Genomic DNA, 13541 nt, shown 5'->3' with positions numbered 1-13541 from the left:
GTGCTCTCAGGCACTCTCCGGAACAATGAGGGGCGATGAGTACTCCACGCACTGTCCTGATCCTGGGTTCGACCGGCTCCGTCGGCACCCAGGCGCTCGACGTCATCCGGCGCAACCGCGACCGCTTCCAGGTCGTCGGTCTCGGCGCGGGTGGACGTCAGCTCGACCTGCTGAAAGAGCAGGCAGCGGAGTTCGACGTGAAGACAGTCGCCGTCGCGAACGGTGCCGAGGTCCCCGGCGTGCGGACGCTGACCAGCATGGTCGACCTGGTCGAGGCGGCTCCCGCGGACGTCGTCCTGAACGCCATGGACGGGTCCAGGGGGCTGGAGCCGTCGCTGAAGGCGCTCGAGACGGGGGCGACGCTCGCGCTCGCCAACAAGGAGTCGCTCATCGCGGGCGGGCCGCTCGTGCTGAAGGCGGCGAAGCCCGACCAGATCGTGCCGGTCGACTCCGAGCACTCGGCGCTCGCGCAGTGCCTCCGCGGGGGCACGGCGGACGAGGTGCACAAGCTGGTGCTCACGGCGTCCGGCGGGCCGTTCCGCGGCAGGAGCCGCGGGGAGCTCGAGGCCGTCACCGTGCAGCAGGCGATGGCGCACCCGACCTGGTCGATGGGGCAGGTCGTCACGATCAACTCGGCGAACCTGGTCAACAAGGGCCTGGAGCTGATCGAGGCGCACCTGCTGTTCGGGGTCCCCTACGACCGCGTCGACGTCGTGGTGCACCCTCAGTCCATCATCCACTCCATGGTCACCTTCACGGACGGCTCGACGCTCGCGCAGGCGTCGCCTCCGGACATGCGGCTGCCCATCTCGTTGGGGTTGTCCTGGCCAGAGCGCGTCGCGGGTGCGGCGTCCGCCTGTACCTTTGACACCGCCACCTCGTGGACGTTCGAACCCCTGGACAGCGTCACCTTCCCGGCGGTCGAGCTCGCGCGGCAGGCAGGCACCGCCGGCGGTTGCCTACCTGCCATCTACAACGCCGCGAACGAGGAGGCACTCGCCTCCTTCGTCGCCGGCCACACGTCGTTCCTGTCGATCGTGGACACCATCGGCCAGGTTCTCGGCGAGGCGAACGACTGGCAGAAGGACCCCGCGGACGTCGCGGAGGTCCTGGCCGCCGAGGACTGGGCACGCGCACGTGCCCGCGAGCTGGTTGGAAGGAACTGAACTTTCCGTGAACACATTCATCAACATCCTCGGGGTGCTGTTGTTCGCGTTCGGCATCGCGGTCTCCATCGCGTTGCACGAGTTCGGGCACCTGCTGACGGCGAAGTTCTACGGCATGAAGGTCACCCGCTACTTCATCGGTTTCGGCCCGAAGCTCTTCTCGTTCCGCAAGGGCGAGACCGAGTACGGCCTGAAGGCGATCCCGGCGGGCGGCTTCTGCGAGATCACGGGCATGACGGCGCTGGACGAGGTGCACCCGGACGACCGCAAGCGCGCCTTCTACAACCAGAAGGTGTGGAAGCGCGTCGTCGTGCTGTCCGCCGGCTCGATCACGCACTTCATCCTCGGCTTCTTCATCCTGCTGATCCTCGCGATGACGCTGGGCCTGCCGAACAACAAGGACCAGCCGGTCCTCGCCGAGATCACCCCCTGCGTGCAGGACCACACCGTCGGCCTCACCGCGCCGTGCCAGCCCGGCGCCCCGGCCCCGGCCAAGGACGCGGGCCTGCAGCCCGGCGACGAGGTCACCGCCATCGCCGGCAAGCCGATTTCGACGTGGTCCGACATGCTCAAGGTGACCCGCGACCTCAGCGGGCCGACCGAGTTCAAGGTGCTGCGCGACGGCAAGGAAGTCGCTCTCACGGTGAACGTGCCGAAGGTCACCCGCGAGGTGGTCGACGGCAAGGGCAACCGCGAGGTCAAGGAGGTCGGCGCCATCGGCGTCACCTGGCAGCAGAACTTCGAGTACAGCCCGCTCGCGGCGGTCCCGGCCTCGATCGCGTTCACCGGCGACATGTTCGTGAACACCTGGAAGGGCCTCATGCGCTTCCCGGAGCGCATCCCGGCCGTCGTGAAGGCCATCGGTGGCGGCGAGCGCGACCTCGACACCCCGATCTCCGTCGTCGGTGCGTCCCGCCTCGGTGGCGACGCCGCGGAACGGGGCCTGTGGGCGTTCTTCATCCTCATGCTGGCGGGTCTGAACTTCTTCGTCGGTGTGTTCAACCTCCTGCCGTTGCTCCCGCTTGACGGTGGTCACATCGCCGTCAACCTCTACGAACGGGTGCGAGACTGGGTGAGGAAGCTGCGCGGGAAGCCCGCCGGCGCCCCGGTCAACTACATGCGCCTGTTGCCGCTCACCTACGTGGTCATCTTCATCGGCGGCGCCATCACGCTGCTGACCGTGACCGCCGACATCGTCAACCCGATCAGGTTGCAATAAGTGATCCACGGAAAGGTGCACAACCCATGAGTGACGGCGTGATGCTCGGAATGCCGGCACTGCCGCCGCCGGTGCTGTCGGAACGCCGCAAGACCCGGCAGCTGATGGTCGGCAACGTCGGTGTCGGCAGCGAGTTCCCCGTCTCCGTCCAGTCGATGACGACGACCCTCACGTCGGACGTCAACGCGACGTTGCAGCAGATCGCGGAACTCACCGCGGCCGGCTGCGACATCGTCCGGGTCGCCTGCCCCTCGCAGGACGACGCGGACGCGCTGCCGGCGATCGCCAAGAAGTCCCAGATCCCGGTGATCGCCGACATCCACTTCCAGCCGAAGTACGTCTTCGCCGCCATCGAGGCTGGTTGTGCCGCGGTCCGGGTGAACCCCGGCAACATCCGCAAGTTCGACGACCAGGTCAAGGAGATCGCGGCCGCCGCGAAGGACCACGGCACCCCGATCCGCATCGGCGTCAACGCGGGGTCCCTGGACCCCAGGTTGCTCGCCAAGTACGGCAAGGCCACGCCCGAGGCGCTGGCCGAGTCGGCCATGTGGGAGGCGTCCCTCTTCGCGGAGCACGACTTCCACGACATCAAGATCTCCGTCAAGCACAACGACCCCGTGGTCATGGTGCGCGCGTACGAACTGCTGGCCGAGCAGTGCGACTACCCGCTGCACCTGGGCGTCACGGAGGCCGGCCCCGCCTTCCAGGGCACCATCAAGTCGGCCGTGGCGTTCGGCGCGCTCCTGCGCCAGGGCATCGGCGACACCATCCGGGTGTCGTTGTCCGCCCCGCCGGTCGAGGAGATCAAGGTCGGCCACCAGATCCTCCAGTCGCTCAACCTGCGCCCGCGCAAGCTGGAGATCGTCTCCTGCCCGTCGTGCGGTCGCGCCCAGGTCGACGTGTACACGCTCGCCGAGCAGGTCACGGCCGGTCTGGAGGGCATGGAGGTGCCGCTGCGCGTCGCGGTCATGGGCTGCGTCGTGAACGGCCCCGGTGAGGCCCGCGAGGCCGACCTGGGTGTCGCCTCCGGCAACGGCAAGGGCCAGATCTTCGTCAAGGGCAAGGTCATCAAGACCGTGCCCGAGCACGCGATCGTGGAGACCCTCATCGAGGAGGCCATGCGCCTCGCCGAGGAGATGGAACCGGTCGAGGGCGAGTCCCCGGCCGTCACGGTCGGCTAGCAGCACGTACGAACTGAAGGGGCGCCTCATGGCCGTGAGGCGCCCCTCACCGTGTGTCCAGGCACAAGGCACTGTTGGCTGATGCCACACACACGGTCCATCTGGCACGCTAGGTGACGTGCTGAGGCTTGCCGGAGCGCGCGTTCTCGACGAGCGCGACCTGATCGACGTGCGCGGGGTCTTCGACAGCGACCCCGTGGCGGCGTGCATGGTCGCGGCACGGGTGGAAGTGGCGGGTCTCGACCCGTGGCGCCTGGGCGGCGAGATGTGGGGCTCCGACTCCAAGCCGATCAGGGGCAAGGTCGAGGGTCTCTGCTTCTCCGGCCCGAACCTGATCCCGCTCAAGGGCGGCGCGACGGCCATGCGCATGTTCGCCGACCGCGCCCGCCGCCGGGGCCGCATGTGCTCCAGTCTCGTCGGCCCGGCCGAGCAGGTCCTGACCCTCTGGGACGAGCTCCAGCCCGACTGGGGCCCGGCCAGGGAGGTTCGCGGGGACCAGCCGCTGATGGCCCTCTCGACGGCCCCGAAGATCACGCCGGACCCGCAGGTCCGCCAGGTCCGCCCGAGCGAGCTGAACCGCTACCTCCCCGCCGCCATCTCGATGTTCGTCGAAGAGGTCGGCATCGACCCGTGCGCCGAGGACGGTGGCGCCGGCTACCGCGCGCGGGTGTCCGAGCTGATCGCCGCGGGCAGGGCGTTCGCCAGGTTCGAGCACGGCGAGGTCGTCTTCAAGGCCGAGATCGGTGCCATGTCCAGCAAGGTCGGCCAGATCCAGGGCGTCTGGGTCCGCCCGGACCGCCGCGGCGAGGGCATCGGCACCGCGGGCACGGCGGCGGTGGCCGACCGGCTGACCAGGGTTCTCAACAGGACCGCGAGCCTCTACGTCAACGGCTACAACCACGTGGCGCAGGCCGCCTACCGGCGAATCGGATTCGAACAAGTCGGGCAATACGCCACTGTCCTCTTCTGAACGGGCATACTCGCGCGAGTGCGCCTTCTCGCGACGATCACGGTGGTCCTGCTGACGGTGAGCGGCTGTGGGCTGTTCGAGTCCGAACCAGGGGCACCGGAGATCACCAACGACTTCCTGGCCAAGCTCGCGTCCGGTGACGTGCAGGGCGCCGCCGCGATGACGGACAACCCCAACGACGCCAAGGACACCCTCGAGAAGTTCCGTGGAGCGCTCAAGCCGGAGGGCCTGAGCACCAAGGTCGACCAGATCCGCAAGAACGGCGAGCTGGCGTCCGAAGCGTCCGTCACGCTCGACTGGAACCTCGGCAAGAACCGCCACTGGACGTACCCCACCAAGTTCGACGTGCGCCAGGACGGCGACACGTGGAAGGTGCACTGGGCGTCCTCGGTGGCGCACCCGAAGCTCGCACCGCAGCAGACGGTCAAGCTCACCGAGCTCACGCCGGACCCGGCGCCGGTGCTCGACCGCGACGGCACACCGCTGCTCGCCCCCGAACGCGTCGTCTCGGTGCTGCTCGTCGGCAAGGAGGCCGGTGACGTCGCGGCCGTGACGAAGTCCCTCGCGGACGCGCTGAACCCGCTCGACAAGGCCATCACCCAGCAGACGATCACCGACGGCGTGGCCAAGACCCCGGAGGGCCAGGCCTACCAGGTGGCGGCGCTGCGGGACGCCGACTACCAGTCGGTGAAGCCGAAGATCTACGACCTGCCCGGCGTGCGGTTCAGCTCGCAGACGTCGTTGCTGGCGCCGAGCCGCAACTTCGGCTCCCAGGTGTTGCCCGCGGTGCGCAAGCTCGTCGAGAACGACATCGCCGGCAACGCGGGGTTCCGCGTCAGCACGGTCGACGCGCAGGGCACCGAGGTCGAGGAACTGCACTCGAAGGCCGCCGAGCCCGCCAAGGCCGTGAACATCGCGCTGTCGCGGGCGGTCCAGGCCGCCGCGGAGGACGCCGTCGAGCCGCTCACGCAGCCCACGATCCTGGTGGCCATCCAGCCGTCCACCGGCGACATCCTGGCCGTCGCGCAGAACGACCCGGCCGACGCCCAGGGCGCGCTCGCGCTGACCGGCCGGTTCCCGCCCGGCTCGACGATGAAGGCGGTCTCGGCGCTGGCCGCGATCCAGTCCGGCAAGGTCACCGCCGACACCCCGGTGCCGTGCCCCGGCAAGACCACCATCGACGGGCGGCGGATCGTGCCGAACTCGAACGAGTTCGACAAGGGCACGATCCCGCTGCGCTCGGCGTTCGCGTTCTCCTGCAACACCTCGTTCGCTCAGCTGGCCGTCGACATGCCGCCGGACCTGCTGCCGGGTGCCGCGCTGTCGCTGGGCCTCGGCGTCGACTTCGACATCGCGGGCCTCACCACGATCACCGGGTCCGTGCCGCCCGCGACCGACGTCGTGGAACGGGCCGAGGACGCGTTCGGCCAGGGCAAGGTGCTGGCCTCGCCGTTCGGCATGGCGCTCGTCTCTGCGTCGATCGTGAAGGGCTCGGTGCCGGTGCCGCAGCTGGTGCGGGGCAAGGAGACCAAGGCGGACAAGCAGCCCGCCGCCCCGCCCGCGGCCGCGCTGGAGCCGGTGCGCGCCATGATGCGCGAGGTCGTCGAGTCGGGCACTGCACCGCAACTCAAGCCGTACGGAGACGTGCGGGGCAAGACTGGTACGGCGCAGTTCGGTGACGGCGTGCACTCACACGGGTGGTTCATGGGCTACCGGGGCGATCTCGCGTTCGCGACCCTGGTGCTCAGCGGGGAGACTTCGACACCAGCCGTGGAGGTGGCGGCGAGTTTCCTCAAGGCGGTGCCCTGATGAGCAAGACCAAGGACCTGACCACGCGTGAACGGCTGATCCGCGCCGGCATCCTCCTGCCGGCGCCCAGGCTGCCCGAGCCCAGGGCGGAGGACCAGGCTCAGGGCGTGCGACGCGCACAAGGCTAATCTGGAGAGCATGTCTGTTCGTGCTCCGCTGCAACCCGGTGTGCAATCTCCGCGGCGTCAGGTGCCCTCGCGCATCGTGCGTCCCGAGTACGTGGGCAAGCCCGCGCCGACGCGCGGCACCGACCCGTGGGTGCAGACGCCGGAGATCATCGAAGCCATGCGGATCGCCGGGCGCCTCGCCGCCCAGGCGCTGCAGGAGGCCGGCAAGGTCGTCGTGCCCGGCGTCACGACGGACGAGATCGACGCGGTGGCGCACGAGTTCCTGTGTGACAACGGCGCGTACCCGTCGACGCTGGGCTACCGCGGCTTCCCGAAGTCGTGCTGCACCTCGCTCAACGAGGTCATCTGCCACGGCATCCCGGACAGCACCGTCGTCGAGGACGGCGACATCGTGAACATCGACGTCACCGCGTTCATCGGTGGCGTGCACGGCGACACGAACGCCACCTTCCTCGCGGGCAACGTCTCCGAGGAGGCCAAGCTCCTCGTCGAGCGCACGCACGAGGCGACGATGCGCGCCATCAAGGCCGTGAAGCCCGGCCGCGAGCTCAACGTCGTCGGCCGCGTCATCGAGGCGTACGCGAACCGGTTCGGCTACGGCGTCGTGCGCGACTTCACCGGCCACGGCATCGGCCGCACCTTCCACAGCGGGCTCGTGGTCCTGCACTACGACGAGCCGTCGGTGAAGACGGTGCTGGAGCCCGGCATGACGTTCACGATCGAGCCGATGATCACGCTCGGGAACTACGAGGGCGAGATGTGGGACGACGGCTGGACCGTCACCACGAAGGACAAGAGCTGGACCGCTCAGTTCGAGCACACGATCGTCGTGACCGAGACGGGCTCGGAGATCCTCACAGTCTGCTGACGACGGCCTTCAGCGCGGCCGCGACAGCCGACGGCGACGTCGCGGCCGCCAGGTGGTGCGACTCCAGGCGCTCCACGGGCCAGCCGAGTTCCGCGGCCCGCGCTGCCGCGTCCTCGTAGAACGACGACAGCAGCACGTACCCGCACGCGCCGGACCACTCGACGGTCGGGCGCTGCTCCTTCAGGAACTCCCACGGCACCTCGGGCGCCTCGTCGCGCATCTCCTCGCGCAGGCCGGCGGGCACGAGCTTCAGCGGGTCCGAGTCGAACCAGCGGTCCCAGCGCGGCAGCCTGCCGTCCCGCACGGACGCCTTGAGCTGGCTCACGAGCGCCGGATCGACGGTCTCGCGCCACGCCCTGCCCGGCGTCGGCAGGTCGGAGTCGAGGAACACCAGACCGGCCACGTCCAGTTCGAGGGCGTCGGCGAAGGCCGGCAGCAGCGGACCCGCGCCGCTGTGACCCACCAGCACGAGCGGGCCGCCGACGCCCGCGTCCTCCAGGGCGTCGGCGAAGGCGCCGATCAGCCGCTGGTGCACGGGCGCCTCGTTGATCCTCATCTGCAGGTCGACCAGCAGGACGGCCACCCCGTCGGAGGCCAGTTCGTCGGCGAGCGGGCGCATGCTCGACGGGCCGAGGAACGGGCTGTGCATGAGCACGACGGTGAGCATGGGGGTGATGATGGCAGCATTGGCGTCCATGCGGGGCGCGATGTTGATCTGTGGGACGACCTCGGACGCGGGCAAGAGCGTCTTGGTGGCCGGTCTGTGCCGCTTTCTGGCACGCCAGGGCGTCGACGTCGTGCCGTTCAAGGCGCAGAACATGTCGAACAACTCGTTCGTCACACTCGACGGCGGGGAGATCGGGCGCGCTCAGGCGGTGCAGGCGCGGGCGGCGTTCAAGGAGCCCAGCGTCAGGTTCAACCCGGTGCTGCTCAAGCCCGGCAGCGACCGCACGTCCCAGGTCGTCGTGCTCGGCCAGGCGGTCGGCGAGGTCTCCGCGCTGAGCTACCGCGACCACAAGCAGCAGCTGCTCGGCACCGTGTTGTCCACTTTGGACGGCCTCAGGCGCGACCACGAGGTCGTGATCTGCGAGGGCGCGGGCTCGCCGGCCGAGATCAACCTGCGCGCCAACGACATCGCGAACATGGGCCTGGCCGTCAACGCGAACCTGCCGGTGCTCGTCGTCGGCGACATCGACCGCGGGGGCGTGTTCGCACACCTCTTCGGCACGGTCGCGGTGCTCGACGCCGCGGACCAGGCGTTGGTCTCCGGCTTCGTCGTCAACAAGTTCCGCGGCGACCAGCGCCTGCTCGAGCCGGGCCTGAGGCAGCTGAAGCAGCTCACCGGCCGCCCGGTGCTCGGTGTGCTGCCGTGGAGCGAGGAACTGTGGCTCGACGCCGAGGACTCGTTGTCCTACAACGCGGACGGCGTGATCGGCAGGCCGTCGCCGCCCAAGCGCGACTGGCTGCGGGTCGCCGTGATCCGGTTGCCGCGCGTGTCGAACGCCACCGACGTCGAGGCGCTGGCCTGCGAGCCCGGCGTCTCGGTGCGGTTCGTGACCGAGCCGTCCCGGCTGGCCGACGCGGACCTGGTCGTGCTGCCCGGTTCGAAGGCGACCGTCTCCGACCTCGCCTGGCTGCGGGAAACCGGCCTGGCGCGGGCGATCCAGCGCTTCGACGGCCCGGTGCTCGGCATCTGCGGCGGGTTCCAGATGCTGTCCAGGCGCATCGAGGACGACGTGGAATCGGGCCGCGGCACGGTCGACGGCATCGGCCTGCTCGACGTCGACATCCGCTTCCAGCCGCGCAAGACGCTCGCCACGCCGTCGGGCACCGCGTGGGACGAGCCCGTCACCGGCTACGAGATCCACCACGGCCAGGTCGTCCGCAGCGGCGAGACCCCGCTCATCGGTGACGAAGGTGCCCAGACCGACCGCGTGCTCGGCACCCACTGGCACGGCCTGCTGGAGAACGACGCGTTCCGCCGCAGGTTCCTGCGCTGGGCGGCCGACCGCGCGGGCCGCGACTTCGAACCGGGCGAGGTGAGCTTCCAGGCCGCCCGCGAAGCCCAGCTGGACCTGCTGGGCGACCTGGTGGCCGACCACCTCGACACCAAGGCCGTCATCGACCTGCTGGAACGAGGGGCTCCGGCAGGACTTCCGTTCGTGCCGCCCGGCGCCCCAGCAGCTGCGGAATAGCCAGCCCGACCAGCACCACGCCACCGGCGACGGCCTGCAGCCCGCTCAGGTCCTCACCGAGGAACGCCCATGCCGAGAACATCCCGAACACCGGCACCAGCAACGAGAACGGCGCCACGACGGACGACTCGTACTGGCGCAGCAGGAATCCCCAGATGCCGAACCCGAGCAACGTCGAGATCCACGCGACGTACCCGATCGCGCCCACACCGGCCCAGTCGAGGCGGCCGAGCGCGCTCATGTCCTCGGTCAGCGCCGACAGGGCGAACAGCGGAAGCACCGCGACGGCGCTCACCCACACCATGAACCGCAGCGTGTCCGCCGGCCGCGCGTACCGCATCAGCACGTTCGACACGCCCCAGCAGGCCGCCGCCGCGATGAGCAGCGCGAACCCGAGCAGCGGCGACGAGAGGCCGTAGTCCCACGCGATCACGCCGATCCCCGCGAGGGCCAGCGCGATGCCGGTGATCTGCACGGGCTTCGGCCGTTCGCGCAGCACGACCGCCGCGAACACCGCCGTGAAGATGACCTGGCTCTGCAGCACCAGGCTCGACAGCCCCGCCGGCATGCCCGCCTGGAGGCCGATGAACAGGAAGCTGAACTTCGCGACGCCCAGCACCAGACCGACCGCGACGACCCAGCGCCACGCCACCGACGGGCGGCCGACGAAGAACAGCGCGGGCACCGCCGCCGCGAGGAACCGCAGCGCGGAGAACAGGATCGGCGGGAACTCGTCCAGGCCGACCTTGAGCACGACGAAGTTGAAGCCCCAGATGGCGGCAACCAGCACAGCGAGCAGGACGTGACGGGGACTCATGCCTCAAGCTTGCGCGTGACAACTATTTAGCACTAGTTCCGATTGCTAAGGTGCTGAGTTTAGTATTGCTACATGCTCGATCTCGGAAGGCTGAAGGCTCTGCACGCCGTCGCCGTGCACGGCACGGTCGGGGCGGCAGCGGACGTGCTCGGCTACACGCCGTCCGCGGTGTCGCAGCAGATCGCCAAGCTCGAACGCGAGACCCGCACCACGCTGCTGGAACGCAGTGGCCGCGGCGTCCGCCTCACCGACGCCGCGCGCCTGCTCGCCGACACCGCGAGCCAGGTCCTCAAGCTCGTCGAGGAGGCCGAGGTGGCGCTGGAGGAGCAGAGAGGCGCCGCGATCGGCCGTCTCTGCATCGGCTCGTTCGCCACGGCCGCGCGCGGCCTCCTGCCCGACGTCCTCGTGAGGCTGACCGAGCAGCACCCGGCCCTCGACGTGCGGCTCACGGAGATCGACCCGCCCTACGCCACCGAGGCCGTCGCACGCGGTGAGCTCGACATGGCGATCGTGCACGACTGGGCGAACACGCCACTGCCCGTGCCGGCGTCGCTGTCGCGCACGTTCATCGTCAACGACGTCGCCGAGGTGCTGATCCCGGTCACGAACCCGTTGTCGCGCAGGGAGTTCCTCGAACCGGTCGACCTCGCCGGCGAGCGGTGGATCTGCCAGACCGAGGGGTCGATCTGCTTCGACTGGCTGGAGCGGACGTTCCACGGCGCGGGCATCGAACCCGTGGTGGCGTACCGGATCAGCGAGTACCGAACGCAGATGGCGTTGCTGGCCAAGGGGATCGGGGTGGCGCTGATCCCGCGGCTGGGCAGGGGAGAGGTGCCGGACGGCGTCAAGGCCGTGCCCTTGCGGCCCACGCCCACGCGGCGGCTGTACGCGGTGTGGCGGACGCAGGCCTCGCGCAGGCCCGCCATCACCGCGACCCTCGACGTGATCAAGCAGATGGCGCTCTAAGGGGCGACGATCACGTGCGGTTTCTTGGGTGCCATCACCTTCAGCACCGCCTTGGCCTCGCGGATCACCCCGGCCATGTCCTTCTTGGTGGTCCTGAAGTACGGCTCGATCGTCAGCGTCGCCGCGTCCTTGTTCTCCACCACGTTCCACGTGCCGCGCAGGAACCCGTCCACCAGGAACGTCGGCGGGAAGACGCCGTTGCGCACCGCGCCCCAGCGCGACCGCGCGTCCTCGCTCATGATCCGCTTTCGGTCCGCGTGCCCGAGCAACACGTTGTCGAAAGCGGGCAGCAGCCGTGCGGGCGCGGGCACGTCCTCGGACACGATCACGCCGTCCGGCACGTCGAGCAGCACCTTGCCGTCCTCGTTCTTGTACTCCACCAGGTCGAGGTCCGCCGCGTGCGCCTTGAGCCCGATCAACCGGGACCAGGCCTGCATGTCCGCGAGCGTCGCCGGTCCGAACGCCCGCAGGTACCGCTTGATCAGCTCCGGCACCGCGGCCCGCTCGGGAAGCTCGCGCCCGAGCCACGTCGCCATCGCGACGTTCTGCGGAACGCCGCCCACGCCCCAGATCCCGCGCGGCGGCACCTGGATCATCGGCACCAGCATCTGCGCCTGCGTGGACATCTCGCGCGCCTTGGCCTCGGGGAAGTGCTCCTCCAGGTGCGCGCCGATCTCCGCTACCGTGCGCGGTTCGGCGTCGATGTACTCGCGCGTGATGCGGGCCAGCTTGTCGAGGTCGATCTCGACGCGGGTGGCGGGTGGCATCACGATCTTCGCCCACTTGTTGAGCTCCGGCTGCAACGCCGTGCGCATCAGGTACACGTCATCGGCCGAGATCAGGTGCAGGGTGCCGCGCCACAACGTCATCCGCACCAGCGAACGGTCGATGATGAGCTTGCTCAGCGCGTCGACCTTGTACGGCTTCAGCCGCGTCCACAGCGCGAGATACGGAGGAATCGGTGCCTGGGCCTGCAGGCCGCCGAGGTGCTCGACGGCCTCCACGATCGGCATGGACGTCCGCTCCAGGAGCAGTTGCCGCGCCAGGAGGGTCCGGTTGAGGGTGCGGTTCGAGAGTGTTGTGCTCACAGCGATTCGAAGAACTTCCTGATGTCTTGGACCAGCAGGTCCGGCTCCTCCATCGCGGCGAAGTGACCGCCGCGGTCGAACTCGGTCCAGTGCACGATCGACGGGATCGTCTTCTCCGCCAGCGACCGCACCGGCAGGCTCAGGTCGTGCGGGAAGATCGCGACGCCCGTCGGCACCGTCGAGGGCTGTTGCTGGCCCCAGGACGCCGACTGCTCCTTGTACAGCGCCGCCGAGGAGCCCGCCGTGCCGGTGAACCAGTAGACGGACACGTTGGTCAGCATCTGGTCGCGGTCCACCGCGTCCTCGGGCACGCCCTCGTTGTCCGTCCAGTCGTGGAACTTCTCCGCGATCCACGCGAGCTGGCCGACGGGCGAGTCCGTCAGCGCGTACGACAGCGTGCGCGGCCGGCTGCGCTGCAGGTGCATGTAGCCGGAGAGCTCCTTCTGGTAGTGGTCGAGCGATTCCAGCGCCCGCATCTCCTCGTCCGACAGGTCGTTGACGCCCTGCGGCCGGAAGGTCTGCAGCATGTTCACGTGCACGCCGATGACCTGCTCGGGGAACACCCGGCCGATCTCCTGCGCGATGCCCGAACCCCAGTCGCCGCCCTGCGTGCCGTAGCGGTCGTAGCCCAGGCCCTCCATCAGCTTCGCGAACGCCCACGAGACGCGCAGGACGTTCCAGCCGGGCTTGCGGACGGGGCCGGAGAAGCCGAAGCCGGGGATCGACGGGATGACGAGGTGGAAGTCCTCGGACAGCGGCTCGACGACGTTGAGGAACTCGACGACCGAGCCGGGCCAGCCGTGGACGAGCAGCAGCGGTGTCGCGTCCGGGTTCTTCGAGCGGACGTGCAGGAAGTGGATGCGCTGCCCGCTGATCTCGGTCGTGAACTGGGGGTAGGAGTTGAGCCGCTCTTCCTGCGCGCGCCAGTCGAACCCGTCGCGCCAGTACTCAGCCAGCGGGCGCAGGTAGCTCAGCGGGATGCCGTAGGACCAGCCGACGCCCGGCAGGTCCTCCTCCGGCCAGCGCGTGCGGGCCAGGCGGGAGCGGAGGTCGTCGATCTCCGCCTGCGGGATCTCGATGCGGAACGGCGTGATCTCCATGGCCCCCACGCTATGAGCTCATGCGGACAGCCCT

13 protein-coding genes are annotated in these 13541 nt (G+C 69.4%); 9 read left to right on the top strand and 4 right to left on the bottom strand.

The window, feature by feature from the left end; genetic code table 11:
* Positions 1 to 35: 35 nt before the first annotated feature.
* The 7 genes from dxr (at position 36) to map (ending at position 7341) form a co-directional block, all read left to right on the top strand.
* A complete protein-coding gene (dxr, locus tag ORI60_RS38110; protein ID WP_266042885.1) occupies positions 36 to 1166 on the top strand; it encodes a 1-deoxy-D-xylulose-5-phosphate reductoisomerase in 1131 nt (376 codons plus the stop codon).
* A 7-nt stretch (positions 1167 to 1173) separates the two neighbouring features.
* Positions 1174 to 2385, top strand: a complete 1212-nt coding sequence (locus ORI60_RS38105) for a M50 family metallopeptidase (RefSeq protein ID WP_266042884.1) — start codon at positions 1174 to 1176, stop codon at positions 2383 to 2385.
* Positions 2386 to 2435: 50 nt separating this feature from the next.
* Complete coding sequence (gene ispG / locus ORI60_RS38100; RefSeq protein ID WP_266042952.1) at positions 2436 to 3566, top strand: flavodoxin-dependent (E)-4-hydroxy-3-methylbut-2-enyl-diphosphate synthase; 1131 nt, start codon at positions 2436 to 2438, stop codon at positions 3564 to 3566.
* A 118-nt stretch (positions 3567 to 3684) separates the two neighbouring features.
* Positions 3685 to 4536, top strand: a complete 852-nt coding sequence (locus tag ORI60_RS38095) for a DUF4081 domain-containing GNAT family N-acetyltransferase (RefSeq protein ID WP_266042883.1) — start codon at positions 3685 to 3687, stop codon at positions 4534 to 4536.
* A gap of 18 nt (positions 4537 to 4554) precedes the next feature.
* On the top strand, positions 4555 to 6345 hold the full coding sequence (locus tag ORI60_RS38090) for a penicillin-binding transpeptidase domain-containing protein (protein ID WP_266042882.1): 1791 nt from the start codon (positions 4555 to 4557) through the stop codon (positions 6343 to 6345).
* Positions 6345 to 6473: a hypothetical protein gene (locus tag ORI60_RS38085; protein ID WP_266042881.1), complete on the top strand. Its 129-nt coding sequence runs from the start codon at positions 6345 to 6347 to the stop codon at positions 6471 to 6473. Before ORI60_RS38090 ends, ORI60_RS38085 begins: the two co-directional genes overlap by 1 nt.
* A gap of 10 nt (positions 6474 to 6483) precedes the next feature.
* On the top strand, positions 6484 to 7341 hold the full coding sequence (map, locus tag ORI60_RS38080; protein ID WP_266042880.1) for a type I methionyl aminopeptidase: 858 nt from the start codon (positions 6484 to 6486) through the stop codon (positions 7339 to 7341).
* Here the strand turns inward: map and ORI60_RS38075 are convergent.
* On the bottom strand, positions 7328 to 8008 hold the full coding sequence (locus ORI60_RS38075; RefSeq protein ID WP_266042879.1) for an alpha/beta fold hydrolase: 681 nt from the start codon (positions 8006 to 8008) through the stop codon (positions 7328 to 7330). The two genes, map and ORI60_RS38075, sit on opposite strands and share 14 nt — an antisense overlap.
* 28 nt (positions 8009 to 8036) lie before the next feature.
* On the opposite strand from ORI60_RS38075, the gene ORI60_RS38070 reads away from it, so the two are divergent.
* The gene (locus ORI60_RS38070) at positions 8037 to 9536 is read left to right on the top strand and encodes a cobyric acid synthase (protein WP_266042951.1); all 1500 of its coding nucleotides are present in this window, start codon (positions 8037 to 8039) and stop codon (positions 9534 to 9536) included.
* Here the strand turns inward: ORI60_RS38070 and ORI60_RS38065 are convergent.
* Positions 9460 to 10353: an EamA family transporter gene (locus ORI60_RS38065; RefSeq protein WP_266042878.1), complete on the bottom strand. Its 894-nt coding sequence runs from the start codon at positions 10351 to 10353 to the stop codon at positions 9460 to 9462. The two genes, ORI60_RS38070 and ORI60_RS38065, sit on opposite strands and share 77 nt — an antisense overlap.
* Positions 10354 to 10425: 72 nt before the next feature.
* On the opposite strand from ORI60_RS38065, the gene ORI60_RS38060 reads away from it, so the two are divergent.
* Positions 10426 to 11319 carry a LysR family transcriptional regulator gene (locus tag ORI60_RS38060; protein ID WP_266042877.1) on the top strand — a complete coding sequence of 298 codons (894 nt, stop codon included), beginning with the start codon at positions 10426 to 10428 and terminating at the stop codon, positions 11317 to 11319.
* Here the strand turns inward: ORI60_RS38060 and ORI60_RS38055 are convergent.
* Together ORI60_RS38055 and ORI60_RS38050 are read right to left on the bottom strand one after the other, a co-directional pair.
* Positions 11316 to 12407 (bottom strand): winged helix DNA-binding domain-containing protein, encoded by a 1092-nt coding sequence (locus ORI60_RS38055; RefSeq protein WP_266042876.1) that lies wholly within the window; start codon positions 12405 to 12407, stop codon positions 11316 to 11318. The genes ORI60_RS38060 and ORI60_RS38055 overlap by 4 nt on opposite strands.
* Positions 12404 to 13507 (bottom strand): epoxide hydrolase family protein, encoded by a 1104-nt coding sequence (locus ORI60_RS38050; RefSeq protein ID WP_266042875.1) that lies wholly within the window; start codon positions 13505 to 13507, stop codon positions 12404 to 12406. Before ORI60_RS38050 ends, ORI60_RS38055 begins: the two co-directional genes overlap by 4 nt.
* Between the last annotated feature and the right edge of the window lie 34 nt (positions 13508 to 13541).

The organism is Lentzea sp. NEAU-D7, assembly GCF_026242055.1.
Taxonomy (GTDB): domain Bacteria; phylum Actinomycetota; class Actinomycetes; order Mycobacteriales; family Pseudonocardiaceae; genus Lentzea.
This window is presented reverse-complemented; position numbering and strand designations above follow the sequence as displayed.

What these genes read in the sequence shown, in the direction of transcription:
- map (WP_266042880.1), top strand. Translation starts at nt 6,484, where the DNA reads ATGTCTGTTCGTGCTCCGCTGCAACCCGGTGTGCAATCTCCGCGGCGT.
- ORI60_RS38070 (WP_266042951.1), top strand. Translation starts at nt 8,037, where the DNA reads ATGCGGGGCGCGATGTTGATCTGTGGGACGACCTCGGACGCGGGCAAG.
- ORI60_RS38050 (WP_266042875.1), bottom strand. Translation starts at nt 13,507, where the DNA reads ATGGAGATCACGCCGTTCCGCATCGAGATCCCGCAGGCGGAGATCGAC.
- ispG (WP_266042952.1), top strand. Translation starts at nt 2,436, where the DNA reads ATGCCGGCACTGCCGCCGCCGGTGCTGTCGGAACGCCGCAAGACCCGG.
- ORI60_RS38060 (WP_266042877.1), top strand. Translation starts at nt 10,426, where the DNA reads ATGCTCGATCTCGGAAGGCTGAAGGCTCTGCACGCCGTCGCCGTGCAC.
- ORI60_RS38085 (WP_266042881.1), top strand. Translation starts at nt 6,345, where the DNA reads ATGAGCAAGACCAAGGACCTGACCACGCGTGAACGGCTGATCCGCGCC.
- dxr (WP_266042885.1), top strand. Translation starts at nt 36, where the DNA reads ATGAGTACTCCACGCACTGTCCTGATCCTGGGTTCGACCGGCTCCGTC.
- ORI60_RS38065 (WP_266042878.1), bottom strand. Translation starts at nt 10,353, where the DNA reads ATGAGTCCCCGTCACGTCCTGCTCGCTGTGCTGGTTGCCGCCATCTGG.
- ORI60_RS38075 (WP_266042879.1), bottom strand. Translation starts at nt 8,008, where the DNA reads ATGCTCACCGTCGTGCTCATGCACAGCCCGTTCCTCGGCCCGTCGAGC.